25 protein-coding genes are annotated in these 23,383 nt (G+C 42.4%); 18 read left to right on the top strand and 7 right to left on the bottom strand.

Annotation, left to right across the window (positions count from 1 at the left end):
* Position 1: 1 nt before the first annotated feature.
* The gene (locus tag MTN96_RS10250; RefSeq protein ID WP_248531473.1) at positions 2-1,033 is read right to left on the bottom strand and encodes a cytosolic protein; all 1,032 of its coding nucleotides are present in this window, start codon (positions 1,031-1,033) and stop codon (positions 2-4) included.
* Between the two features lie 122 nt (positions 1,034-1,155).
* A complete protein-coding gene (locus MTN96_RS10245) occupies positions 1,156-1,614 on the bottom strand; it encodes an EVE domain-containing protein (RefSeq protein ID WP_054983961.1) in 459 nt (152 codons plus the stop codon).
* A 79-nt stretch (positions 1,615-1,693) separates the two neighbouring features.
* On the opposite strand from MTN96_RS10245, the gene tesB reads away from it, so the two are divergent.
* Positions 1,694-2,551, top strand: a complete 858-nt coding sequence (gene tesB / locus MTN96_RS10240; RefSeq protein WP_004588683.1) for an acyl-CoA thioesterase II — start codon at positions 1,694-1,696, stop codon at positions 2,549-2,551.
* Between the two features lie 195 nt (positions 2,552-2,746).
* Here tesB and plsB read toward each other — a convergent pair whose 3' ends face one another.
* On the bottom strand, positions 2,747-5,185 hold the full coding sequence (gene plsB / locus MTN96_RS10235; RefSeq protein ID WP_248531465.1) for a glycerol-3-phosphate 1-O-acyltransferase PlsB: 2,439 nt from the start codon (positions 5,183-5,185) through the stop codon (positions 2,747-2,749).
* A gap of 413 nt (positions 5,186-5,598) precedes the next feature.
* Between plsB and rpsJ the strand changes: the two genes are divergently transcribed.
* The 11 genes from rpsJ to rpsQ are packed head-to-tail and all read left to right on the top strand — an operon-like array spanning position 5,599 to position 10,565.
* Positions 5,599-5,910 carry a 30S ribosomal protein S10 gene (gene rpsJ, locus MTN96_RS10230; RefSeq protein WP_002957900.1) on the top strand — a complete coding sequence of 104 codons (312 nt, stop codon included), beginning with the start codon at positions 5,599-5,601 and terminating at the stop codon, positions 5,908-5,910.
* A 27-nt stretch (positions 5,911-5,937) separates the two neighbouring features.
* Positions 5,938-6,573, top strand: coding sequence for a 50S ribosomal protein L3 (gene rplC / locus MTN96_RS10225; protein WP_004588685.1), 636 nt, complete (start codon positions 5,938-5,940; stop codon positions 6,571-6,573).
* Between the two features lie 17 nt (positions 6,574-6,590).
* Positions 6,591-7,196 (top strand): 50S ribosomal protein L4, encoded by a 606-nt coding sequence (gene rplD, locus MTN96_RS10220; protein WP_004588686.1) that lies wholly within the window; start codon positions 6,591-6,593, stop codon positions 7,194-7,196.
* Entirely contained in the window at positions 7,193-7,495 is a 303-nt protein-coding gene (gene rplW, locus MTN96_RS10215; protein WP_004588687.1) for a 50S ribosomal protein L23, read from the top strand. Before rplD ends, rplW begins: the two co-directional genes overlap by 4 nt.
* 17 nt (positions 7,496-7,512) lie before the next feature.
* Positions 7,513-8,337 carry a 50S ribosomal protein L2 gene (gene rplB, locus MTN96_RS10210; protein ID WP_004588688.1) on the top strand — a complete coding sequence of 275 codons (825 nt, stop codon included), beginning with the start codon at positions 7,513-7,515 and terminating at the stop codon, positions 8,335-8,337.
* Between the two features lie 15 nt (positions 8,338-8,352).
* Entirely contained in the window at positions 8,353-8,631 is a 279-nt protein-coding gene (gene rpsS / locus MTN96_RS10205; RefSeq protein WP_004588689.1) for a 30S ribosomal protein S19, read from the top strand.
* 14 nt (positions 8,632-8,645) lie between these two features.
* Positions 8,646-8,978 (top strand): 50S ribosomal protein L22, encoded by a 333-nt coding sequence (rplV, locus tag MTN96_RS10200; protein ID WP_004588690.1) that lies wholly within the window; start codon positions 8,646-8,648, stop codon positions 8,976-8,978.
* Positions 8,979-8,989: 11 nt separating this feature from the next.
* Positions 8,990-9,691 carry a 30S ribosomal protein S3 gene (rpsC, locus tag MTN96_RS10195; RefSeq protein WP_004588691.1) on the top strand — a complete coding sequence of 234 codons (702 nt, stop codon included), beginning with the start codon at positions 8,990-8,992 and terminating at the stop codon, positions 9,689-9,691.
* A gap of 12 nt (positions 9,692-9,703) precedes the next feature.
* Positions 9,704-10,117 (top strand): 50S ribosomal protein L16, encoded by a 414-nt coding sequence (gene rplP / locus MTN96_RS10190; protein WP_002957890.1) that lies wholly within the window; start codon positions 9,704-9,706, stop codon positions 10,115-10,117.
* Positions 10,117-10,308 carry a 50S ribosomal protein L29 gene (rpmC, locus tag MTN96_RS10185; protein WP_004588692.1) on the top strand — a complete coding sequence of 64 codons (192 nt, stop codon included), beginning with the start codon at positions 10,117-10,119 and terminating at the stop codon, positions 10,306-10,308. Before rplP ends, rpmC begins: the two co-directional genes overlap by 1 nt.
* Positions 10,308-10,565, top strand: a complete 258-nt coding sequence (gene rpsQ / locus MTN96_RS10180) for a 30S ribosomal protein S17 (protein WP_004588693.1) — start codon at positions 10,308-10,310, stop codon at positions 10,563-10,565. Before rpmC ends, rpsQ begins: the two co-directional genes overlap by 1 nt.
* Positions 10,566-10,890: 325 nt before the next feature.
* Here the strand turns inward: rpsQ and MTN96_RS10175 are convergent, their stop codons facing one another.
* A complete protein-coding gene (locus tag MTN96_RS10175) occupies positions 10,891-11,427 on the bottom strand; it encodes a helix-turn-helix domain-containing protein (protein ID WP_248531463.1) in 537 nt (178 codons plus the stop codon).
* Between the two features lie 181 nt (positions 11,428-11,608).
* On the opposite strand from MTN96_RS10175, the gene MTN96_RS10170 reads away from it, so the two are divergent.
* Together MTN96_RS10170 and MTN96_RS10165 are read left to right on the top strand one after the other, a co-directional pair.
* Positions 11,609-12,082 (top strand): hypothetical protein, encoded by a 474-nt coding sequence (locus tag MTN96_RS10170; RefSeq protein WP_004588695.1) that lies wholly within the window; start codon positions 11,609-11,611, stop codon positions 12,080-12,082.
* Between the two features lie 113 nt (positions 12,083-12,195).
* Positions 12,196-12,792 (top strand): hypothetical protein, encoded by a 597-nt coding sequence (locus MTN96_RS10165; RefSeq protein ID WP_248531461.1) that lies wholly within the window; start codon positions 12,196-12,198, stop codon positions 12,790-12,792.
* A gap of 30 nt (positions 12,793-12,822) precedes the next feature.
* On the opposite strand, the gene MTN96_RS10160 is transcribed toward MTN96_RS10165, so the two are convergent.
* Positions 12,823-14,454 carry an endonuclease gene (locus tag MTN96_RS10160; protein WP_248531459.1) on the bottom strand — a complete coding sequence of 544 codons (1,632 nt, stop codon included), beginning with the start codon at positions 14,452-14,454 and terminating at the stop codon, positions 12,823-12,825.
* Between the two features lie 306 nt (positions 14,455-14,760).
* Here MTN96_RS10160 and MTN96_RS10155 point away from each other — a divergent pair, with 306 nt between their 5' ends.
* The 4 genes from MTN96_RS10155 to MTN96_RS10140 all read left to right on the top strand — a co-directional run bounded on the left by MTN96_RS10155 (position 14,761) and on the right by MTN96_RS10140 (position 19,783).
* Positions 14,761-16,572: an assimilatory sulfite reductase (NADPH) flavoprotein subunit gene (locus MTN96_RS10155; protein WP_054983363.1), complete on the top strand. Its 1,812-nt coding sequence runs from the start codon at positions 14,761-14,763 to the stop codon at positions 16,570-16,572.
* A 60-nt stretch (positions 16,573-16,632) separates the two neighbouring features.
* On the top strand, positions 16,633-18,330 hold the full coding sequence (gene cysI / locus MTN96_RS10150; RefSeq protein WP_024031990.1) for an assimilatory sulfite reductase (NADPH) hemoprotein subunit: 1,698 nt from the start codon (positions 16,633-16,635) through the stop codon (positions 18,328-18,330).
* 42 nt (positions 18,331-18,372) lie between these two features.
* Complete coding sequence (locus tag MTN96_RS10145; protein ID WP_004589442.1) at positions 18,373-19,113, top strand: phosphoadenylyl-sulfate reductase; 741 nt, start codon at positions 18,373-18,375, stop codon at positions 19,111-19,113.
* A gap of 127 nt (positions 19,114-19,240) precedes the next feature.
* A complete protein-coding gene (locus MTN96_RS10140) occupies positions 19,241-19,783 on the top strand; it encodes a DUF4124 domain-containing protein (RefSeq protein ID WP_024031991.1) in 543 nt (180 codons plus the stop codon).
* Between the two features lie 209 nt (positions 19,784-19,992).
* Here MTN96_RS10140 and acnA read toward each other — a convergent pair whose 3' ends face one another.
* Positions 19,993-22,734 (bottom strand): aconitate hydratase AcnA, encoded by a 2,742-nt coding sequence (gene acnA / locus MTN96_RS10135; protein WP_248531452.1) that lies wholly within the window; start codon positions 22,732-22,734, stop codon positions 19,993-19,995.
* A 218-nt stretch (positions 22,735-22,952) separates the two neighbouring features.
* Positions 22,953-23,381 (bottom strand): hypothetical protein, encoded by a 429-nt coding sequence (locus tag MTN96_RS10130; RefSeq protein WP_054983364.1) that lies wholly within the window; start codon positions 23,379-23,381, stop codon positions 22,953-22,955.
* Between the last annotated feature and the right edge of the window lie 2 nt (positions 23,382-23,383).

Below are 23,383 nucleotides of genomic sequence, written 5' to 3'. Positions count from 1 at the left end.
TCTATTCTAGCTGCTTGAGCTTGTGCTCAACCAGCGGATCATCTGGCACTATTTGTTGGGCAACTTCTAATAACTGAATAGCATCATTTGGGTGTTCATCTTGATGTTTAAGTGCGACATCTATTAACGGCTGAATATCTATTTTGGCCTGATGTTCTTGCACATGCACTTCTTTTTCATCTGCTAAAATTTGATGTGCTGTACTTAACAATGCCAAGCGGTGAGGCGAACTCGCATTTGCCTTATTTAGGCTTTGATAATACTCTTCTTTTAAGCGCAAAGTTTTGGTTTGCAAACGAAACTGCGCTATATCAATCTGCTGGTGGCGTATAAAGTCAACAGCCACCTGTTTGTAAAAGCCAAACTTAGTGAGGTAGCTTGCGTGGGTACCGTGGCCCATGCCAAACACTCTTAAATGAGTCAGTTGTGGGTACCGCTTAGCATGTAGGCGGTCTATTTTATTGGTGGGGTCATAAATTATATACCCCTTAGCATGGCCTAAATCGAGGTCGTTATACTCACTTTGCCAATCAAATTGCTGCGCAAGCTCTGTGCTGGAGCGGGTATCCCACGGAACTGATTCGGTGTTTTTGGTGCTAACAGGATGAAAAAATAAAACCTGATCTAATTTAAGTAATTTTGCAAACGCGCCAACAGCAAAACCACCGCGACTAAGGCCATAGCCTAAGCGGCACTTAAACGGTGTAAGTAAGCTTGATAGCTGCTCCAAAAAGAAGATTAAATTACGGCTTCTAAACCAATTGCTTTTGCTTAAATGTTGGAACGAAATAACATTAACATTTTGTTTTTGCGCTAAGTGATAGCCCCAAGGGGCAAAGTCATCGGTTAGGTCGTGTTCTTGGACGTTTGTGCCCGCGGGGGAAAAAGTAAAAAGCAGGGGCTTATTTAAATCAACAAATTCGTATTTTACATACACATCGCCGAGTAGGTCGCCGCCACACATAGGCAGCTTAGTTTGTTGTTCATCACGGCAAAGCGTTAACCATTCATCTAACCAATACAGTAGTTTCATTAATCCCCCAATTATAACTCGCGGGGGATCGTATCAAACACGGCCAAATGAGGTCAAACATAGCCAAGCTTTAGCCCGTTAATGGTTAGCTACTAATACAGCTTGATATTTACTTACTGAGCTTAATTGCTCATGGCTATTATTTGCTCCCAGTCGTTTTGAGTGACTGGCATTACCGAAAGGCGGCCTGCTTTTTTAAGGGCTAATTCGGTAATAGCCTCGTTTGCTTTAATGTCTTTTAAGCTTACGCGTTTGTTTAAATGGCTTTTATAGGTTACTTCAACTACAAACCAGCGCGGTTTATCACTAGTGGCTTTCGCATCGTAATAGTCACTATTTAAATCAAACTGGGTTGGGTCGGGGTAGGCTTCTTTAGTGACAGTGGCTATACCCACAACGCCCACTTGTTTGCAGCTCGAGTGGTAAATAAATACTAAGTCACCTAATTTTATATCGTCACGCATAAAGTTACGTGCCTGATAATTACGCACGCCTTCCCATAGGGTGGTTTGTTGCGGCGCTGTTTTTAAATCATCAATCGAAAAAGCATCGGGCTCAGTTTTAAATAGCCAATAATTCATAGCGTTACTCATTTAGTTAGATTTACATAGCTGCATTGTATAGTATCATTAGCTTATCTGGGGATTGAGAGAACAGCAAATGAGCCAAGTATTAGATGATTTATTATCGTTATTGTCACTTGAAGAAATTGAACAAGGTTTATATCGTGGGCAAAGCCAAGATCTAGGGTTTAGAGCGGTATTTGGTGGTCAAGTAATGGGGCAGGCGTTGTCTGCTGCAAAAGAAACGCTACCAAAAGGACGTGTTGTTCATTCATTACACTCTTACTTTTTACGCCCCGGCGACGCCGCAAAACCGATTGTTTACGACGTAGAAACCATCCGCGATGGTAAAAGCTTTAGCACCCGCCGAGTAAGCGCTATTCAATACGGTAAACCTATTTTTTATATGACTGCGTCGTTTCAGGGTGAAGAAGAAGGCTTATCGCATCAAGCAACCATGCCTAATGTACCGCCACCAGAGGAGCTTCGCTCGTCGCTTGAGTTTTATCAAGAAAACGCCCACCACATACCCGAGGTGATCCGTAATAAGTTTATACGCGAAATGCCCATTGAAATGCGTCCGGTTACTTTTCATAACCCATTTAAGCCAGAGGTTATTGAGCCCGTAAAGCACATTTGGATTAAAGCCAATGGCGATATGCCCGACGATCAACGCATTCATAATTACTTATTAGCGTATGCCTCTGACTTTGAGTTTTTACCTACGGCATTACAGCCTCATGGCGTATCGTTTATGCAGCCAAATATGCAAGTGGCAACGATTGACCATGCTATGTGGTTCCACCGCCCATTTAGAATGGACGATTGGATTTTATATACCATAGACAGCCCAAGTGCTAGTTCTGGGCGAGGCTTGGTAAGAGGCCAGTTTTTTGACCGCCAAGGTAATTTAGTCGCATCAACGATTCAAGAAGGGGTGATGCGCCAGCGTTAATTTGATTAGGTTTACTAGCAATAGACTGGCTGTTAAGCGCAAATTAGCAGTGCTTTCGCTAAAGGTTTTGCCAAGAGATAAGCGCCTCTATGTAGCGTCGCTGTTTAATAACTAAACGTACAAAAAAGCCTCAACATGTTAAATGTTGGGGCTTTTTTAATGGTGTTTAATTAGAGCTTAAATTACAGCAACTCGCTAATTACATTGATCTTGCACTATGTCGCTAACCGATTGCCATATACGCGCAGGTAATAAGGTTTTTAAGTACATGTATATTTCACACAGTTGTGTACTACCGTGAATACCATTTTCACCTTCAGTAATTAGCAGCTCACCGCGTAAATTATCAATAAAGCTTACCAGTACTTTTTTATCAAAAAACTCTGGGGTTTTAATGCCATGTAAGGTGCCTAAACGGTTTGCCAGTACTTGGCTTTCACGCTCTAGTTCGGCTTTTTCAATTCCGTTACTGGTTTGAATAAAGCCCACAACAATAGCATAACGTTGTAACGTAAAGCTAAGCGACCTTCCTAGCATTTCAAGCTTGGCTAACGAATCATTCGTGTTAGTAACATGAATGGTATCGCCATCAAGCTCAATTAAGTTTTGATCGCTAAAGTTAGCCAAAATACGGCTTATGTAGTTTTCATCTAGCGGCTGTAAATACCATTCTTTTGCAAACAGAGGGTAAAAAGCCGAAACAAGCTTTTGGCATTGCTCAACTGTACTACTGTGTTGCTTAAATAAGTGCAAAGCAATAAGGCTTGGCACAGCAAATAAGTGCAAAATATTATTACGATAATAGTTAAACAGGGTTCTTTCTTTATCGTTAATTGCAATAATTTCGCCAAATTCATCGCTAATAACATCAAACTTATTAAGCTTAATGGCGTGTGTTAATAGTTGCTCTGGTGTTTCATCGGGGGCCGTGACTTTATCGCTATAGCTTGCATCGCGTTGTAGGCGTAAGTAAAAATCTAGTTGCGCTAATAGCTTAGGCTTACTTAACGCGTGCTTGTCGTTAACTAGCAAAATCATAGCCAGTAAATTCACAGCGTTAAGTGCTGCGGCATTATTAATTTTTACCATTACTTGGTCGGCCAATGCGGCTACTTGAGGGCCTAGCCATTGCGGCTTTTGCACATCGGTAGGGTGTATTGCATCGCGCCAATCAGGTTGGTTGTCGTTTAAGTATTGGTTTATAGAAATAGGGTCGCCAAAATTTAAGTAACCACGGCCGTAATTTTTAAGGTTTTTAATGGCTTTAAAAATACCAAAAATGGACTCGCCTTTTTTATCTTTACCGGCAAGCTCTTTTAAGTAGGTATTGATTTCCATTACATGTTCATAGCCAATGTATACCGGCACAATAGAAACCGGGCGGTCTATGCCGCGTAGCATTGCTTGCAATGTCATGGCGAGCATACCGGTTTTTGGCGGTAGTAATCGGCCTGTACGGCTGCGCCCGCCTTCAGTGTAAAACTTAACTGAGTAACCTTTAATAAATAGCTGGCTTAAATACTCTTTAAATACGGCTGAGTAAAGTTTATTACCGGCAAACGAGCGGCGGATAAAAAACGCCCCTGAGCGGCGAAAAATACCACCGGCAGGGAAAAAGTTAAGATTAATGCCCGCGGCAATATGCGGCGGCACCAAACCTTGATGGTATATAGCATAGGTAAGTAACAAGTAATCCATGTGGCTGCGATGACACGGCATATAGATTATCTCGTGGCCTTTATTTGTTAGCTCATGAATCTGCTCGGTGTATTTTATATCTATACCGTTATAAAGCTTAGTCCACAGCCAGGTTAAAATTCTGTCGCCTACACGTATCATTGCCTCAGAGTAATTAGCGGCAATTTCATCTAGTAGTTTTAACGCGTTTTGGCGGGCTTCTGTTTGGCTTATTCCTTTTGACTTTGCTTCATCTTGAATTGCTTTTTTTATTGTCGGCGAAGCCAAAAGTGAGTTAAATAATTGCTCGCGCGAGGGCATTTTAGGGCCCGTAGCGGCCAGTTTTTGGCGTTTAAAGTGCACCCGAGCAACTCGTAATAGTTTTTGTGGTAGCTCATTTACGTCGGCTTTTTCGTTCACGATAAGTGATAAATCGAGTGGCTGGCTAAAGCGAATAAAGTTATCGCGCCCAGAAAAAAGCACAACGAAAAATTTTCTAAACCAACTAGGCGTAAGAGAGTGGGTAATTAAGGTACGAATACCTGGCTTTTCTTTACCTGGGTCGCGCCCCCATAAAATAGTTACCGGCACCACTTGTACATTCTTTTGCCCGCTATTTAATAAATGCTCAACTATTTGCTTACCCTGTGATAAAGCGGCGGTCGGTTTAGCGGTATCGCCAAATAAAGGTGGCGGATTTTTAATACCAATAAAGCGTGCCAGCTCTTGGTTTCCTAACGTTTGATATTCGCATGGGTTAGGCAAACCATGCTTTTTACATACATTAGTAAGCGCAGCTAAATCGAAACGCGAATTTAAACGTACTATATAAAAAGTAGGGTGTTCAGGATTAAGGTCATATTGTTCTATTGGGCTTTGGGGAAGGACCTTACTTTTTACCAAAACACGGCTTACGCAGCTAGTAAGAAAATTCAAACAATAATTTAATAAACGCATCGACTCACCATATTGAGAGTATTAAAAGCAAAATTAGCGCATAGGATACCATAATATCTATAAAATCCTGTAATTTGCGTAATCGGTTAAATTATAAACATAAGACTAATTTGGCGCTGAGCAGTTCAATTATAGCTATAAATAACCAGTGGCGGTTATTTGGGCAGCCTTACACCCGTAATTAATTTGCAATTAGTTGTTGCATTTATCACCAATATCACTATAATACGCAGGCTTTCAAGATTCCTCTGGAACTTGAAGGGATAAATTAAGCTTGGATTTCAAGCTAATAAACAGGAGTTCCGATTTGGAACTCATCGTAGATATAAATCAACAACCGGCATCTTAATTATTAAGATTGTTTCGGTCGTTTTTTTATGCTCTTTAAATGCTCTTTATATTGAGGTTTAAGAATGTCAAATCAACGCATTCGTATTCGCCTAAAAGCTTTTGACCACCGTTTGATTGACCAATCAACGGCGGAAATCGTGGAAACTGCGAAACGCACAGGCGCACAAGTACGTGGTCCAATCCCACTACCTACACGCTTTGAACGTTTTACTGTACTAACTTCACCGCACGTAAACAAAGATGCGCGTGATCAGTACGAGATCCGCACCCATAAACGTCTGATCGACATCGTAGAACCAACTGACAAGACTGTTGACGCATTAATGCGTTTAGATCTTGCTGCTGGTGTTGATGTTCAAATCAGCCTGGGTTAATCGAAAGATTAGAGAGGTTATAGGAAAATGGCATTAGGTCTAGTCGGTCGTAAAGTGGGTATGACACGTATCTTCACTGAAGATGGTGTATCTATCCCTGTGACAGTTATCGAAGCGACTCCTAACCGCATTGCTCAGATCAAATCTGACGCAACAGACGGTTATAACGCGCTTCAAGTAACCGCAGGCACTAAAAAAGCAAGCCGTGTAAACAAAGCAGCAGCGGGTCATTTCGCTAAAGCTGGTGTTGAAGCGGGTCGCGGTCTGTGGGAATTCCGCCTAAATGGTGGTGAAGGCGATTTTGAAGTAGGCGCTGAGCTTACTGTTGAATTATTCAACGAAATCAACAAAGTTGACGTAACCGGTACTTCTAAAGGTAAAGGTTTCCAAGGTGGTGTTAAGCGCTGGAATTTCAGCATGCAAGACGCTACTCACGGTAACTCTCTATCTCACCGTGCTCCTGGTTCAATCGGTCAAAACCAATCACCTGGTAAGGTGTTTAAAGGTAAGAAAATGGCCGGTCATATGGGTGCTGAGCGTGTAACGACTCAAAACTTAGAACTAGTTCGCGTTGACGCTGAGCGTAACTTGCTTTTAGTTAAAGGTGCAGTACCTGGCGCTATCGGCGGTGACGTTATCGTTAAACCAGCTGTTAAAGCATAAGTCCTGGAGATTTAGTGATGGAATTAGCAATTAAAGACGCTTCTGGCGCTCTTGAAGTTTCTGAAGCTACTTTTGGACGTGAGTTTAACGAAGCATTAGTACACCAAGTAGTTGTTGCATACGCAGCAGGTGCTCGTCAAGGTACTCGTGCTCAGAAGACACGTTCTGAAGTAAGCGGTGGTGGTAAAAAACCATGGGCTCAAAAAGGTACTGGCCGTGCACGTGCTGGTACAATCCGTAGTCCAATTTGGCGTTCAGGTGGCGTTAGCTTCGCAGCTAAACCACAAGACCACAGCCAAAAAGTAAACCGTAAAATGTACCGCGGTGCGATCAAAAGCATCTTATCTGAATTAGTTCGTCAAGAGCGTTTAATCGTTGTTGAAAGCTTTGGTCTTGAAGCACCAAAGACTAAAGAACTAGTTTCTAAGCTTAAAGAACTTGAGCTTAAAGATGTTCTTATCGTGACTGAAGAAGTAGATGAAAATCTTTTCTTATCGGCACGTAACCTGTACAAGGTTGACACGCGTGATGTAGCTGGTATCGATCCTGTAAGCTTAATTGCTTTCGACAAGGTACTTATTACAGCTGCTGCTGTTAAGCAACTTGAGGAGGCGCTAGCATGATCCGTGAAGAACGTCTTTTAAAAGTGATCCTTGCTCCACATATCTCTGAAAAAAGCACAATTGCTGCTGAAGAAAACAATACTATTGTTTTTAAAGTAACAAATGACGCAACTAAAGCTGAAATTAAAGCAGCAGTTGAGAAGCTTTTTGAAGTAGAAGTAACGGGTGTTCGCACACTTAACGTTAAGGGTAAAACAAAACGTACTGGCATGCGTTTCGGTCGTCGTAGCGACTGGAAGAAAGCTTACGTTACTCTTAAAGAAGGTAGCGAGCTAGACTTTGTCGGCGGCGCCGAGTAATAAGGGGAGTTAGAATTATGGCACTTCAAAAGTGTAAACCAACTTCTGCGGGTCGTCGTCACCTAGTTAAAGTGGTTAACCCAGATTTACATAAGGGTAAACCTTACGCACCACTATTAGAGAAAAACTCTAAATCAGGTGGTCGTAATAACAATGGTCGTATTACGGTTCGTCATATCGGTGGTGGTCATAAGCATCATTACCGTTTAATCGATTTTAAACGTACTAAAGATGGCATTCCAGCCACTGTTGAGCGTTTGGAATATGATCCAAACCGTAGCGCAAACATCGCTCTTGTATTATATGCAGACGGTGAGCGTCGTTACATTATCGCACCTAAAGGCTTAAAAGCTGGCGATGCAATCCAGTCTGGTGTTGATGCACCAATCAAGCCTGGTAATGCATTACCTATGCGTAACATGCCTGTAGGTTCGACTGTTCACAACGTAGAATTAAAACCAGGTAAAGGTGCTCAAATCGCACGTTCTGCTGGTGCATACGTTCAAATCCTTGCGCGTGATGGTCAATACGTAACATTACGTCTTCGTTCTGGCGAAGTACGTAAAGTACAATCTGATTGTCGTGCAACGCTAGGTGAAGTAGGCAATGCTGAGCATATGCTTCGTTCACTTGGTAAAGCAGGTGCAAATCGCTGGCGTGGTATTCGTCCGACAGTTCGTGGTGTTGCCATGAACCCGGTTGATCACCCACACGGTGGTGGTGAAGGTCGTACATCTGGTGGTCGTCATCCTGTGTCTCCATGGGGTAAGCCTACTAAAGGTGCTAAGACGCGTAAGAACAAGCGTACGGATAAATTTATAGTACGTCGTCGTACTAAGTAATATTGAGGAATAGCCATGCCACGCTCTCTCAAGAAGGGTCCTTTTATAGACCTACACTTGCTGAAGAAGGTAGAGAAAGCTTTGGAAAGCGGTGAAAAGAAGCCAATTAAAACTTGGAGCCGTCGTTCAATGATCATACCTAACATGATCGGATTGACCATTGCTGTCCATAATGGTCGCCAGCATGTACCAGTTTTCGTTTCTGACGAAATGATCGGTCACAAACTAGGTGAATTTGCACCAACTCGCACTTACCGTGGCCATGCTGCGGATAAGAAAGCGAAGAAACGCTAAGAGGGGAATGATAAATGCAAGCATTAGCTAAACATAAATTCGCCTCTGGTTCGGCGCAAAAAGCTCGTCTAGTTGCAGATCAGATCCGCGGACTACCTGTCGATCGCGCTCTAGAAATCCTGGCGTACAGCCCGAAAAAAGCGGCTGTATTAGTTAAAAAAGTACTTGAGTCTGCTATTGCTAACGCAGAGCATAACGAAGGTGCTGACATTGATGAGCTTCGTGTAACTACGATTTTTGTGGACGATGGTCCTACAATGAAACGTATTATGCCACGTGCTAAAGGACGCGCAGACCGCATCCTTAAGCGTACAAGCCACATCACTGTTGTGGTTTCAGATAGCTAGGAGTATAAGTAATGGGACAAAAAGTTCATCCTACTGGTATTCGCCTAGGTATATCTAAACCTTGGGTTTCTACCTGGTACGCGAGTTCTAAAGATTTCTCTGATCAGCTTTTTGGCGATCACAAAGTACGTACTTTCCTTACAAAGGAATTAAAAGCGGCTTCTGTGTCTAAAATCGTTATTGAGCGTCCAGCAAAATCGATCCGCGTAACAATTCACACGGCTCGTCCGGGTGTTGTTATCGGTAAAAAAGGCGAAGACGTTGAAAAGCTACGTCAAGCGGTAACTAAGATCGCAGGTGTACCTGCTCAGATTAATATTTCTGAAGTACGTAAACCAGAGTTAGATGCACAACTAGTAGCAGACGGCATTGCCTCTCAGCTAGAGCGTCGTGTTATGTTCCGTCGCGCTATGAAGCGTTCGGTACAAAATGCAATGCGCATCGGTTCTAAAGGGATCAAAGTTGAAGTTAGCGGTCGTCTTGGCGGCGCAGAAATCGCACGTTCAGAATGGTATCGTGAAGGTCGTGTACCTCTACATACTCTTCGTGCTGATATCGACTACGCAACTTCTGAAGCCTTAACCACTTATGGTATCATTGGTGTTAAAGTTTGGATCTTCAAAGGCGAAGTTATTGGTGGTTTACCACTAGTACAAGAGCAAGAGAAGCCAGCTAAACGCGCACCAAAGAAAGCCAAGAAAAGTGCTAAGTAGAGGTAGCGAGTAATGTTACAGCCAAAACGTACAAAATTCCGTAAAATGCACAAAGGCCGCAACCGCGGTTTAGCGCAAAACGGTAACAAAGTAAGCTTCGGTACTTTCGGTTTGAAAGCTACTGGTCGTGGCCGCATGACTGCTCGTCAAATCGAAGCAGCTCGTCGTGCTATGACGCGTCACGTGAAACGTCAAGGTAAAATCTGGATCCGTGTCTTCCCTGACAAGCCGATCACAGAAAAGCCTCTTGAAGTTCGTATGGGTAAAGGTAAAGGTTCTGTTGAATATTGGGTTGCTGAAATTCAGCCTGGTAAAGTACTTTACGAAATGGAAGGTGTTTCTGAAGAGCTTGCTCGTGAAGCGTTTGACCTTGCAGCTCGTAAACTGCCATTCAAAACAACTTTCGTAACTCGGACGGTAATGTGATGAAAGCAAGCGAACTAAAAGACAAAAGCGTAGAAGAGCTAAATGCTGAACTTCTAGGACTTCTTCGTGAGCAGTTTAACCTGCGCATGCAAGCAAGCACTGGTCAGTTAGCTCAGACACACACGCTAAGAACAGTACGTCGCGATATCGCGCGTGTAAAAACAATTATTAACCAGAAGGCAGGTCAATAATGAGCGATAAAATTCGTACTCTTCAAGGCCGTGTAGTAAGCGACAAGATGGAAAAATCTTTCACTGTTGCTATCGCACGTTACGTGAAGCACCCAATCTATGGGAAATTCATCAAACGTACTACTAAGCTACACGTACATGACGAAAACAACACAGCAAAAGCGGGTGACGTAGTTACTATCCGTGAATGCGCACCAATTTCTAAGAATAAATCTTGGACTTTAGTAGACGTTGTTTCTAGTCCAAAACAAGCTTAATTTTTAAATTAAGTAAGTTTTGTAAAAAAGCCCTGGCATTAGCTGGGGCTTTTTGTTTGCGTTTAAAAAAGCTGTAAGTTTGAAGCTTTCAGTCGTTAGCTGCTCGCAGTGGAGTGAAGCGCCGTAGCTTGGGTTGAGACTAGAACACTTGAGAAAAAAGCACGCCACGAATACGTAATAGTCCTAATACCAATCGAAAATAATACCAATCGTGTTAATTTATTAGGCATTTATAGCGACAGATAAAAATTTCGATACACGACTGTATAGATGTTTGAGGTAGAGTAATACTGGAGTAATTGCCAAGAACAACTAAATAACAGCTCTATAATTTACCAAACCTATGCCTTTGCGAGAGTAAAGCTGCAACAATAGATATTAATATGCACACGGCAGAGCCTACCACTAAGAAGCGGTTCTCGATTCGACTGACTTGCCTTTCTCCTACAATTTGATAGGTCACATCCCCCTCAATAAAGCGTTCGCCTTGGTATTGCTGAGTGACGTTAAAGGCTAAAAAGTCACCTAGCTTTGCTTGATAGGTAAAGTAGGTTTGTGGATAAAAAATTTCATATGTTGCACACAACCAGGCTATCAGCCCACACATAAATAAAGCCAAGCTCATAATTAAAGTGATGTTTGAGGGCTTATGTATCGCTGAGCTTATAGGTAGGCATTTATCAATACAGCCTTCGCCATAGCAAAGTTTAAGCTTTTCAATTACCTCAGTTGAGGGGATAAACTGTCCATTTTCAAGCTTTGAAAGGTACGACTGTTGAATTCCAATTTCACGCGCTGCATAAGCCTGAGTCCACTTTTTATTTGCTCTAAGGCGTTTTAACTCCATTCCTAACGCTTGCATACCCTCTGCTCTTATTTGATTAGTTAAGCGTTTTATTATCGCTAAAATTAGTATTTATAAATAGTCTAAAAGCGTATATTCATGCTTATTAATATAAAGAATATTATGAATATTAATAGCTTATATTCAATTTAACAAAATATAAGGTATGCTCAATTCGATTTTAATAAGGAGATATAATATGCCGAATAAATTTACTAGCGCTATTTTAGTGCTTATCAGTTCACTGTTTTTTATAAACCCCAGTTACGCAGAGCCTGTTTTTGCAATTAAGGCCAGTATTTATAAATTACAGAATGAGATTACCGTAGATAGTAAAATAGAGCAGGCTTTAAAAAATCTAAGCCCTACGCATCAACCTCAGCTACTCACGCTATTAAATAAAAGTGCAATGATAGAAATTGGTGATGATACGCAAATGACGGCGCTTGAAGTAAAGCCTAACGCAGAGGGGTCGCACTTTAACGCTAGTTTGAAGCTAAAAGAGCAGGTTGATGGCAAGTGGGAATCTATTTCTTCCTTTATGCCGCAAATCCCAAATGGGCAAACAGTGTATTTAAGCCGCACCTTTACAGATAAAGTATGGCTGATAAAAATTACAGGTAAACGCTACGAATCAATAGAGCGTGCAGAGCAGGCCTTAAATCAAAAGTAACGCCTGTTAATTTACCGTACAGTGTGTGGCTGCAAAAAAAGTTTAATATAAGTTTGCTGGTAAAGTGTGGCGGGCACGTTAGTATGCGCTAATAAAGGTACAAGGAGCGTAGTATGGCTAAGCAAACAGTGTTAATTATAGGTAATGGCCCCGTCGAAAAGGATGTAAGTAAAGCTCTAAATAGCTTTGATAGAGTGGTGCGCTTTAATATGTGTGCAAACATGCCTGCATACTTAGGCCGTAAATGTACTGATTTATGGCTAGTAGGAAGAGGTAAGCAAGGCGCAATGCTTTGTACAGCGTTTCCAGATATAGATATAACGCAGCTGAAAAATGTCATGATCACTGATCCAAAACCTAACTTATTTACTCAACCTTTTTATAAGCTAATTAACCGCAGGGGCTGTATTGACCATGGCGATGAAATAATACGCAAATATAGCCCGCGTGCAAACGTGAGTCGAATCGCCCAGCACGATAAAACAGCATTATTAAAACACTTATATACGTTTGGCAAACCTGCTTTTAAAGCTAAAACACCCAGTTCGGGAATGTTAGCCATTGAGCACTTTTTAAAGCAGCAAGCTCAGGTGCATATTATCGGTTTTGGTTTTAAGGGCTGGAAGCGTCATCCGTGGGATTTAGAAAAGCAGTATGTAGCGTCACTTATTGCCAAACAAAAAGTACAGTTATTAAAAAGCCCCAGTTAAGGCTGGGGCTAAAAAGTTATAAGCAGGCTATTACCAAATCATCTCAACAAATTCAGGGTGATCGATATACGGGTTACGATTACCTTGAAACTCATAAGCTGCTTGGTTACGGTCAAGCTCCATTTGGCTAACAGGGTCGGCGTTATGCCAGTTAAGTAGCATAGCTACCACCCAGTTTTCGAATACTTGATTGCTTGTGCCATTAAGGACTGCATTACTGGCAGTTGTGTTATTTTGCCACGAGCCTATTACATTCTCGTAGCGGGTTGCCATGTAAAAATAAGCGCGGGCAAAGTCACCTTTAAACTCATCAATTGGCTCAAACACCGTACCTGAGTAATTAATAGAGCTTGCTGCTGAACCGACTTTACTACCGTTTGTTGATGTAAATGATGCACTAGCCACTTCACCAAAAGGGTAGTTACTACGTTTTGAGTTTACATAACCGTCGGTTGCATAAATGTGGTGCACGTCTGAATTCATTGGCTCATTTGTGCCGCCAAACCAGCTTTTAGGGAACGAATGCTCACGGTTATAGCAATCTGCTTCACTGTTATAAGTACCACACTGATCGCTCACCGCGGTGTAAGTATAGCTGTCGCTACCATTTGGCTTTTCACTATACATATCTAAAATACTGTTATCGTTTTCAAAGTATTTATCGCGTGCTGAAGAATCGTAAAAGTTCCAAATAGCCGAGTAACCTTGCGAGCTGTGGTTTTTGATAATGTTATAAAGTTCAGTTTTTAATGCATAACCAGATAAACCCTGAGTTGTTACGTAATAACCTGTTGGTGTTGGGTTAGTGCCACCGCCAGTATCACCGCCAGAGCTATCGCCTAATTCAAAAGTTGTACTATCTGTGTTATTAAAACTTGCGCCACTGGCAAGTGTGGTGCTGCCCTGAGTGAGCGCGTAATTACCATTACCTACGTTACAGCACATACCGTCGCCATAGCTGTCACTTATAACTAGGGTGTATGCGCCATCAGTTAAACATAGTTGCTCATTATATTGTGTGTTAGAGGCATAACCACTACCACTGGCTACGCTGCTACCTTGGCTGTTGTTAACCACCCAGCTGGTTTCGCTGCCGTAGTTATCGGTATTAAGTGTTAAAGTAAGGCTATGGTCGTTACAGCTGCCTGAAGCGCCGCCGTCTGTATTAGGCAAAAAATTATCTACATAAACGGTTTCATTGCCATCAAAGCCGCTCATATCGTAAAAACGTAAACCAACATTAATGGTTTTATTACTGCTAGGCGTATAACTGTGGCTAATTGTTTGCCACTGGTTAGTTTGCGCTTGGTTAGAGTACCCTTGGTAGCCATCTACATACAGGCGGGCTCTTATGCTTCCTTCAGTGTGATATACATCCACTGAGAAATCATATGTTTTGCCAGCCTCCACACTAACTTGTTGTAATAAATCGGTATTGCTTTGCGAGCCGGTGGTCACATTAATAGCCGCCGCGCTGTTTGCGTTATTTACGATACTGGTTGAGCGCGATACATTAATACCGCTATCAATTGTGGTCCACGCGTCAGGCGTATAGCCTGTCCACTGCTCAAAGCCGCCATTTGCGACATTGGCCATTGCTGGGGTGGCGGCAATTAGTAATGCCGTGCTAAGTAACTTATTTTTGTATGTCCCGTGTGACATGATTGTTCCTATTTTTTATAGTTGAGTAAATAACATACACTATCTGTGCAAGGTTACAAATTTGTTAAATACAAAATTAATAAAATAGCAATAATCAGCCTTTAAGCTGTTTTTGAAGGTCTTTATATAAATTAATAACTAAATGGAATAACAAAGCAGATTCTATTCTTTTTTTCTCACCGCATAGCCCGCTATCCTGCACACTAATAAAACCTCAGCAGAGTTACTCTGGGTGAGGTAAAACTCATTTTGAACAGCGCATTATGTGGGCTGTATGTAATTTTCAGGGTTATGGGGAACAAATTCATGTTGTTAGGTCAACTTAACGCAGCGGCAAGCCCGCTATCGCAAGAGCAAGTACAAAAGCTGCAAGGCTTAGTAGCAGAACTTAATCCGATTCAGCAAGCGTGGGTAAGTGGTTACTTAGCTGCAAATGCTAATTCTGCGGCTCTTGGTGGGCAAGCGCCTACTGCGGCTGCAAGCGATGCTGCGCCACTTACTATTTTGTATGGTTCGCAAACAGGTAATGCAAAAGGTGTGGCGACTAAGCTTAAAGAGCAAGCAGAGTCGCGCGGTTTAGCTGTAAAACTTGTGAGCATGTCTGACTACAAACCTACAGCCCTGAAAAAAGAAAAGTTTTTAACCGTTGTTGTATCTACCTACGGTGAAGGTGAGCCACCTGAAGATGCTGAAACACTGTATGAATTTTTAACTACCAAAAAAGCACCTAAGTTAGATGGCGTTAAAGTAGCCGTACTGGGTTTAGGCGACTCTAGCTATGAATTTTTCTGCCAAACAGCAAAAGACTTTGAAGAGCGTTTAAACAAACTTGGCGCAGAAACTATTTTCCAACGTGCCGACCTAGATGTTGATTACGATGATGAAGCAGCCACTTGGATCACCGGTGCACTTGATGCATTCGAACCTGATTTAAAAGCGCAGCAAGATGCTGCTGGCGGCCAAGTTGTATCAATGCCATTTGGCGCGCCAACAGCGGCAGCAAGCCAATACACTAAGCAAAACCCATTTGCGGCAGAGCTTGTTACCGTACAAAAAATTACAGGGCGCGATTCTACTAAAGATGTACGCCATGTTGAGATTTCGCTTGAAGGCTCAGACATCACCTACTTACCTGGTGATTCATTAGGCGTGTACTTTTTAAATGATGAAGCCCGCGTAGATGAGCTACTAACACACACGCAAATCGATTCAGGCACACTTGTAAAAGTGGGCGAAGAGTCACTGCCTATTCGCGATGCATTAATCGAAAAGTTAGAGCTTACTCAGTCATACCCAGGCTTTGTAGAAAAATACGCAGTTGCAACGGGCACGCCAGAGCTACTAAAGCTTGTAGAAGATAAAGCCGCGATGCGTGAGTACATTGAGCCTCGTCAAATTTTTGATGTAGTGGCACAAAATCCTGCAAAAATAGACGCACAAACCTTAGTTGATTGCCTACGTAAACTACAAGCGCGCTTATACTCAATCGCTTCAAGCCAAAGCGAGGTTGAAGAGGAAGTGCACTTAACGGTAGGTTTAGTTGAGTTTGACGCCTTTGGCAGCGAACATTTAGGTGGCTGCTCTGGTTATTTAGCACGCCGTGCTGAAGAAGGGTGTAAAGTTAAAGTATTTAGTGAGCACAACGACAACTTCCGTTTACCTAGCGATGATAATACCCCCATTATTATGGTTGGCCCAGGTACCGGTATTGCGCCATTCCGTGCATTTTTACAAGAGCGTGACTCGCGAGAAGCACAAGGCAAAAATTGGCTGTTTTTCGGTAACCCACATTTTACACAAGACTTCTTGTATCAAGTAGAAATTCAGGGTTATTTAAAATCAGGCCTATTAAGCAAAGTTGACGTTGCATTTAGCCGTGACCAAGCCGAAAAAGTATACGTACAAGACAAACTACGCAAAAACTCAAAAGAAATTTTTGAGTGGCTAGAAGCAGGAGCGCATTTTTATGTGTGTGGTGATGCAAACCGCATGGCAAAAGATGTACACAACGCCTTAGTTGATATCATCAGCGAAAACACCGGTAAAAGCTACGAAGACGCAGAGCAATATTTAAAAGACTTACGTAGCGCTAACCGCTATCAGAAAGACGTGTATTAATCACGTTTCTTATTTTATTAACAGCTAGCAGCCGTCACTGTAACAAATTTAGGATTTAAAATGAGCGAACAAGATAAAAACGTAAAACTTTCTGATAACGAACGTTTGAAAAGAGAAAGTAACTTTTTACGTGGCACCATAGAGCAAGATTTAAAAGATGAAATTACCGGTGGTTTTACAGCCGATAACTTCCAACTTATACGTTTTCACGGTATGTACCAGCAAGATGACCGCGATATACGCCCTGAGCGCGCAAAGCAAAAGCTAGAGCCGCTGCACAATGTAATGCTACGTGCACGTATGCCTGGCGGTATTATCAAGCCTGAGCAATGGCTAGCAATTGATAAATTTGCCGATGAAAAAACAAGCTACGGCAGTATTCGTTTAACAACACGTCAAACGTTTCAATTTCATGGTGTATTAAAGCCAAATATTAAAGGCATGCACCAAATGCTTAATAGCGTTGGTATTGACTCTATTGCCACCGCAGGCGATGTAAACCGTAACGTACTATGTACGACTAACCCTGTTGAGTCAGAGTTACATCAAGAAGCGTATGAGTGGGCTGCAAAAATTTCTGAGCATTTACTTCCAAAAACGAAAGCATACGCTGAAATTTGGTTAAATGGCGAAAAAGCAGAAACTACAGAAGAGCCAATTTTAGGTTCTAACTACCTACCGCGTAAGTTTAAAACCACGGTTACTATTCCGCCTAACAACGAAGTTGATGTGCATGCGAATGACTTAAACTTTGTTGCTATTGCTGAAGATGGCAAGCTTGTTGGCTTTAACGTACTTGTAGGTGGTGGCCTAGCTATGACCCACGGTGATACGGCTACGTATCCGCGCAAAGCTGACGACTTTGGTTTTATTGCCCTAGAAGACACTTTAAAAATTGCTGAGCACGTTGTATCAGTACAGCGCGATTGGGGTAACCGTTCTAACCGTAAAAATGCAAAAACTAAATACACACTAGACCGTGTTGGGTCTGACGTATTTAAAGCGGAAGTAGAAAAACGTGCCGGTGTAAGCTTTGCACCAAGCCGCCCTTATGAGTTTACTCACCGTGGCGATCGTATCGGTTGGGTAGAAGGCATTGATGGCAAGCACCACCTTACGCTATTTATACAAAGCGGCCGTATTTTAGACTACCCAGGTAAGCCATTAAAAACAGGTTGTCGTAAAATTGCAGAAGTGCACCAAGGCGATATGCGCATGACGGCTAACCAAAACTTAATTATTGCCGGTGTGCCTGCCGATCAAAAAGCAGTTATTGAAGAAATTGCCCGTAACCACGGCCTAATTGATGACAAAGACACTGAGCAACGTAAAAACTCAATGGCGTGTGTAGCATTGCCAACGTGTCCGCTTGCTATGGCCGAAGCTGAGCGTTACTTACCAAGCTTAATTGAAAAAACCGAAGCACTACTTGCTAAGCATGGCATACCTGATGACAGCATTATTATGCGTGTTGTAGGTTGTCCTAACGGTTGTGGCCGCGCAATGCTTGCAGAAGCTGGTTTAGTAGGTAAAGGCCCTGGTAAATACAACGTTTACCTAGGTGGTAATTTAGAAGGTACACGCATTCCTAAACTGTACCTAGAAAACGTAGGTGAAGATGTTTACCTAGACGCGTTTGATAAGCTAATTGGCCAGTGGGCAAGTGAGCGAAACGACGGTGAATGTTTTGGTGACTTTGTAATTCGCAAAGGCATTGTTGCTGAAGTAAAAGTATCAGTAACCGATTTTCACGCTTAATTAAATACCCACGCGGAGCGTGGGTGAGGTTTAAAATTGACCATGAGTGAATTTAAAAACATATTACAGCTTGATAAGCAAAGCCAAGCGGCATTGCTTGCAGATGCAAACGGCATACTTGCACCAATGAGTGCGGAGCAGCGTGTTGCATGGGCACTAGAGAACTTACCCGATACAGCTTTTTTATCATCAAGCTTTGGTATTCAAGCGGCGGTCATGCTGCATTTAGTAACATCTCAGCGTCCTGATATTCCTGTGGTATTAACCGATACGGGTTATTTATTTCCAGAAACGTATCAGTTTATTGAGCAAATGACAGCGCGCCTATCACTTAATTTACAGGTGTATAAAGCTGAGCTAAGCCCTGCATGGCAAGAAGCTAAATACGGTAAATTATGGGAACAAGGCGAGGACGGTATTAAGCAATATAATCAGCTTAATAAAGTAGAGCCCATGACCCGCGCATTAAAAGAAATTGGTGCCGGTACTTGGTTTAGTGGCTTGCGCCGTGACCAATCGTCGACCCGTGCAGATAAACAGTTTGTTGAGATAAGCCGAGGTACGGTAAAAGTGTACCCGATTATTGAATGGTCAAACCGCGATGTATATCAATACCTTACCAAGCATGATTTACCTTACCACCCATTATGGGAGCAAGGTTATGTGTCGATGGGTGATGTGCATACTACGCGTAAACTTGAGCCAGGTATGAGCGAAGAAGAAACGCGCTTTTTTGGTTTAAACCGCGAGTGCGGGCTGCATATTGACGGCGATGGTATTTAAAAAAAGCGAATGCTAAACAACTATTTAAACGCAACTTAGGTTGCGTTTTTTATTGCAAAAAAATTGCCTGATTAAGTATTTTTTATTAGACTTGCCTTTCAAGGATTCATTTTTAAGCAGGAACGCTATGAAATACTTCACCTACTTGGCAATATCAGTCATGATCATTGCTGTTATCTCTTTGTTTTACCTAAAAAAGCCAGATGGCCAAACATGGCTTTCTAGTTCATCTATTAGTGCTGAATCTCACAAAATTAAAGAAAAAATGGTCGCGTTATCTAGCAATACGCTTAATCAGGCAGTGCAAGGCGCAAAGCAAGCAGGCGATAAAATTGCGCAGAGTGTAAACAATGATGCGGCGACAATTAAACCCGGTAGCAAAATTTATAAGTGGCAAGATAAAAACGGCCAATGGCATTTTTCAGATACGCCTAATGCAGATGGCAAAAGTATTGAGGTAAAACTTGATGCCCGTGATGTCACTGTTGTAGCCGCAGAAGACACCTCAATTTTGAGTAGCAGTGCAAGCACCTCAAAAAAGAGTATTCAACCACCTACACCTACCGTTTACAACGCTGAATCTATTCAAAAACTGTTTGAAGATGCCGAAAAGGCAAAGCAAAAATTAGAGCAGCGTAGTAAAGAGATGCAAAGTATAGGTGGGTACTAAATTTTATTGTGCGCTTAACATTAAAGCTTACTCATTATGAGGGGGGTTTAATCGTGCGGGGTTTGTAATTTGTGAGCTGAGTTACAGCGCCTTCGTTACGCTAAGGGCTCACAGCCAGTTAAAAGCAATACCAAGTTGCAATACTCGTTAATTATTTAGCGCATAAAAAAGCCTAGCGACTGCTAGGCTTTTTAGTTTTAAGTATATGATTAGTCAAGCATGTTACGTAAAACGTATTGTAGTATACCGCCGTGCTTGTAGTAATCCCACTCTTTAGGGGTATCTATACGTACATCGGCGCTAAAGCTGACTTTTTTGCCCTCAGCATTAGTGGCAATAATGCTCACTTCATTCGTTTTGTCGTACAAACCTTCAATATCAAACTGCTCTTGGCCAGTTAAATTTAATGATTCGTGGCTCTCACCCTCTTTAAACTGTAAAGGCAGTACACCCATACCAATGAGGTTAGAGCGATGAATACGCTCATAACTTTGTGCAACCACCGCTTTTACACCTAATAAAAGCGAGCCTTTTGCTGCCCAGTCGCGTGATGAACCGGTACCGTACTCTTTACCAGCTAACACAATTAATGGTGTGTTACTCTTTTCATATTCCATTGCGGCATCGTAAATGCTGGCAAGCTTGTCATCAGGTTGGGTGCGAGTAACGCCACCTTCTGTACCTGGTGCGAGTAAGTTTTTAAGCCTAACGTTAGCAAATGTGCCTCGCATCATCACTTCGTGGTTACCACGGCGTGAACCGTACGAGTTAAACTGCGCTTTTTCTACGCCTTTTTCCTGTAAGTAAATACCGGCTGGCGCTTCAGCTTTAATGGCCCCCGCAGGAGAAATATGGTCAGTGGTTACTGAGTCGCCAAGTTTAGCTAAACAACGCGCCCCTTCAATTGTTGGCACGCCTGGTGGTTCAACGCTCATGCCCTCAAAGAATGGTGCTTTTTTAATGTAAGTTGACCCATCATCCCAATCATAGAGCTTACCATCAGGAATTTGAATTTTTTGCCAACGGCTGTCGCCTTCGTATACGTTGGCATAGCTTTTTTCGAACATTTCTCTGGTTACCGTTTTTTGTACTAGTTCGCTGACTTCGCTCACGCTTGGCCAAATATTTTTTAGGTAAATATCGTTACCGTTTTCATCTTGCGCTAAAGGTTCGTTGTATACATCTATGTCTGTACGCCCTGCAATGGCATACGCTACCACAAGTGGAGGCGAGGCTAAAAAGTTCATTTTAACGTCTTGGTGTATACGCCCTTCAAAATTACGGTTACCCGATAAAATAGAGCTTACAACTAGCTTATGCTTTTGAATAGCTTCGCTAATTTCATCTGCTAGCGGGCCTGAGTTACCTATACACGTGGTACAACCATAACCGACCAAGTTAAAGCCTAAGCTTTCTAGGTCATCCATTAGGCCTGCTTTTTCAAGGTAGTCGGTTACCACTTGCGAACCGGGTGCAAGCGATGTTTTAACCCACGGTTTTACATTAATACCCAGCTGTTTAGCTTTTTGAGCCACTAAGCCTGCGGCTAAAATAACACTGGGGTTAGAGGTATTTGTACAGCTTGTAATAGCGGCAATAACACAGGCGCCATCGTTTAGTTCAAATTCTTGGCCTTTAAACTTCACTTTGGCTGCACCCATAAACTGCGCTTCGTCTACCGGTTCATCAGGGTTGGTTGTTGGGCCTTCACTTTCAATGCGCGCTTCTTCAATATCGCTTTTATTACGACGAGCCATACGCTCATCTTGGAAGCCTTTTAGGTGCTGGCCTATCACATCACCGGCTTTATCAAGTGTAATTCTGTCTTGTGGGCGTTTAGGGCCTGCAAGGCTAGGTACTACGTCGTCTAATTTAAGCTCAAGGTTGTCTGTGTAATGCGCTTCGTCGCCTTCATGGCGCCATAAGCCTTGGTGTTTAGCGTAGTCTTCAATCAGTTTGAGATGATCTTCATCGCGGTTCGTTAAACGCAGGTAGTTAATTGTTTCATCATCAATGGGGAAAATACCACATGTTGCACCGTACTCTGGCGCCATGTTGGCAATGGTCGCTCTATCGGCGAGCGGTAAATCAGCTAGGCCGTCACCATAAAACTCAACAAATTTACCCACTACGCCGTGGTTACGTAGCATTTCGGTAACGGTGAGCACTAAATCGGTAGCTGTGGTGCCCTCGGGTAAGCGGCCATTTAATTTAAAGCCCACTACCTGAGGAATAAGCAAGCTAATTGGTTGCCCAAGCATGGCTGCTTCGGCTTCAATACCACCTACGCCCCAGCCTAGCACACCTAAACCATTAATCATGGTGGTGTGCGAATCAGTCCCTACAAGGGTGTCTGGGTAGGCTATTGATTTTCCGTTTTCACTGTCGTTAAAAACAACACGCGCTAAAAACTCTAAGTTTACTTGGTGCACAATACCTGTAGCTGGTGGCACTACTTTTAAATTATCAAAAGCAGTTTGCCCCCAGCGTAAAAATTCGTAGCGCTCTTTATTTCGTTCGTATTCTAGCTTGGCATTTAAATCAAACGCACCGTCGTCACCATAGCCATCTACTTGTACTGAGTGGTCAATTACAAGTTCAGCAGGAGAAAGCGGGTTTATTTTTGCAGGATCGCCACCTAGCTTTTCCATTGCATCACGCATGGCAGCTAAATCAACAATGGCGGGAACACCTGTAAAGTCTTGCATTACCACACGTGCCGGCGTAAAGGCCACCTCAGCTGAGGGCTTTGCTTTAGGGTCCCAGTCAAGAAGGGCTTGAATGTCTTGTTCTTTTATATTTACGCCATCTTCATTGCGTAATAGGTTTTCTAGTAATACTTTGAGAGAAAAGGGCAATCGCTTTGCTTTGTCGCCTAATCCTTTAAGTGAGTGAATATGGTATTGCTCGCCATTAATCGTTAATTGTTGTTGGGTGTCGAAACTATTCATTTTTTGCCCCTTTGATAGTTAGGATTATGTCCTTGATAAAATAACGTGTTTATTTGCCAATAGTTTGCAAAGTGCATACCAGAGATAATAAATATGACAAATCAGGCTAAAAAGCAGGTAGCGCAATGCATGTTTTTTAGACAGTACTAAGTATAGAAGTGCTACCTAAAATTGTTTTTTCAAGTAGCAAAATAATGAGTTTACAAAAGGGGGGGAAGTTAGTTCAACCAACCTTGTTGTTTTCTTTTTATACTTAAATATAAAAGCAAAAACGCAATAACAATCACTAAAATAGGCATAAACACCGCGCTTACCCCCAGCATTTTAATGCTATTTATCACAATGAAATTATAAAATTGCTGAATAAATATCGCTACCAACGATAGCGCAAAGGTAGGCGTTGCAAATGCATTTTTGGCCAATAGTAGTATGCAGCCAAGGGTGCCACCAAATACCGCTACAGCAAACGCAATGGTAGACCATAAAGGCACGTTTGAATATGCAGCTTGTTGATCTAGCGGAAGTTTACTTATCATCTCGGGGGTCATCATAAGGTGCATTATAAATGCAAACACACCTAATAAATTCCAGATAAGTGCTGCCCACAGGGCGGGTTTAAACCAATTGGGTGTGGCTGAGGTTGTCATAT

It is taken from the genome of Pseudoalteromonas sp. 2CM28B (assembly GCF_023161935.1).
This window is presented reverse-complemented; position numbering and strand designations above follow the sequence as displayed.

What these genes read in the sequence shown, in the direction of transcription:
- MTN96_RS10250 (WP_248531473.1), bottom strand. Translation starts at nt 1,033, where the DNA reads ATGAAACTACTGTATTGGTTAGATGAATGGTTAACGCTTTGCCGTGAT.
- MTN96_RS10245 (WP_054983961.1), bottom strand. Translation starts at nt 1,614, where the DNA reads ATGAATTATTGGCTATTTAAAACTGAGCCCGATGCTTTTTCGATTGAT.
- tesB (WP_004588683.1), top strand. Translation starts at nt 1,694, where the DNA reads ATGAGCCAAGTATTAGATGATTTATTATCGTTATTGTCACTTGAAGAA.
- plsB (WP_248531465.1), bottom strand. Translation starts at nt 5,185, where the DNA reads ATGCGTTTATTAAATTATTGTTTGAATTTTCTTACTAGCTGCGTAAGC.
- rpsJ (WP_002957900.1), top strand. Translation starts at nt 5,599, where the DNA reads ATGTCAAATCAACGCATTCGTATTCGCCTAAAAGCTTTTGACCACCGT.
- rplC (WP_004588685.1), top strand. Translation starts at nt 5,938, where the DNA reads ATGGCATTAGGTCTAGTCGGTCGTAAAGTGGGTATGACACGTATCTTC.
- rplD (WP_004588686.1), top strand. Translation starts at nt 6,591, where the DNA reads ATGGAATTAGCAATTAAAGACGCTTCTGGCGCTCTTGAAGTTTCTGAA.
- rplW (WP_004588687.1), top strand. Translation starts at nt 7,193, where the DNA reads ATGATCCGTGAAGAACGTCTTTTAAAAGTGATCCTTGCTCCACATATC.
- rplB (WP_004588688.1), top strand. Translation starts at nt 7,513, where the DNA reads ATGGCACTTCAAAAGTGTAAACCAACTTCTGCGGGTCGTCGTCACCTA.
- rpsS (WP_004588689.1), top strand. Translation starts at nt 8,353, where the DNA reads ATGCCACGCTCTCTCAAGAAGGGTCCTTTTATAGACCTACACTTGCTG.
- rplV (WP_004588690.1), top strand. Translation starts at nt 8,646, where the DNA reads ATGCAAGCATTAGCTAAACATAAATTCGCCTCTGGTTCGGCGCAAAAA.
- rpsC (WP_004588691.1), top strand. Translation starts at nt 8,990, where the DNA reads ATGGGACAAAAAGTTCATCCTACTGGTATTCGCCTAGGTATATCTAAA.
- rplP (WP_002957890.1), top strand. Translation starts at nt 9,704, where the DNA reads ATGTTACAGCCAAAACGTACAAAATTCCGTAAAATGCACAAAGGCCGC.
- rpmC (WP_004588692.1), top strand. Translation starts at nt 10,117, where the DNA reads ATGAAAGCAAGCGAACTAAAAGACAAAAGCGTAGAAGAGCTAAATGCT.
- rpsQ (WP_004588693.1), top strand. Translation starts at nt 10,308, where the DNA reads ATGAGCGATAAAATTCGTACTCTTCAAGGCCGTGTAGTAAGCGACAAG.
- MTN96_RS10175 (WP_248531463.1), bottom strand. Translation starts at nt 11,427, where the DNA reads ATGCAAGCGTTAGGAATGGAGTTAAAACGCCTTAGAGCAAATAAAAAG.
- MTN96_RS10170 (WP_004588695.1), top strand. Translation starts at nt 11,609, where the DNA reads ATGCCGAATAAATTTACTAGCGCTATTTTAGTGCTTATCAGTTCACTG.
- MTN96_RS10165 (WP_248531461.1), top strand. Translation starts at nt 12,196, where the DNA reads ATGGCTAAGCAAACAGTGTTAATTATAGGTAATGGCCCCGTCGAAAAG.
- MTN96_RS10160 (WP_248531459.1), bottom strand. Translation starts at nt 14,454, where the DNA reads ATGTCACACGGGACATACAAAAATAAGTTACTTAGCACGGCATTACTA.
- MTN96_RS10155 (WP_054983363.1), top strand. Translation starts at nt 14,761, where the DNA reads ATGTTGTTAGGTCAACTTAACGCAGCGGCAAGCCCGCTATCGCAAGAG.
- cysI (WP_024031990.1), top strand. Translation starts at nt 16,633, where the DNA reads ATGAGCGAACAAGATAAAAACGTAAAACTTTCTGATAACGAACGTTTG.
- MTN96_RS10145 (WP_004589442.1), top strand. Translation starts at nt 18,373, where the DNA reads ATGAGTGAATTTAAAAACATATTACAGCTTGATAAGCAAAGCCAAGCG.
- MTN96_RS10140 (WP_024031991.1), top strand. Translation starts at nt 19,241, where the DNA reads ATGAAATACTTCACCTACTTGGCAATATCAGTCATGATCATTGCTGTT.
- acnA (WP_248531452.1), bottom strand. Translation starts at nt 22,734, where the DNA reads ATGAATAGTTTCGACACCCAACAACAATTAACGATTAATGGCGAGCAA.
- MTN96_RS10130 (WP_054983364.1), bottom strand. Translation starts at nt 23,381, where the DNA reads ATGACAACCTCAGCCACACCCAATTGGTTTAAACCCGCCCTGTGGGCA.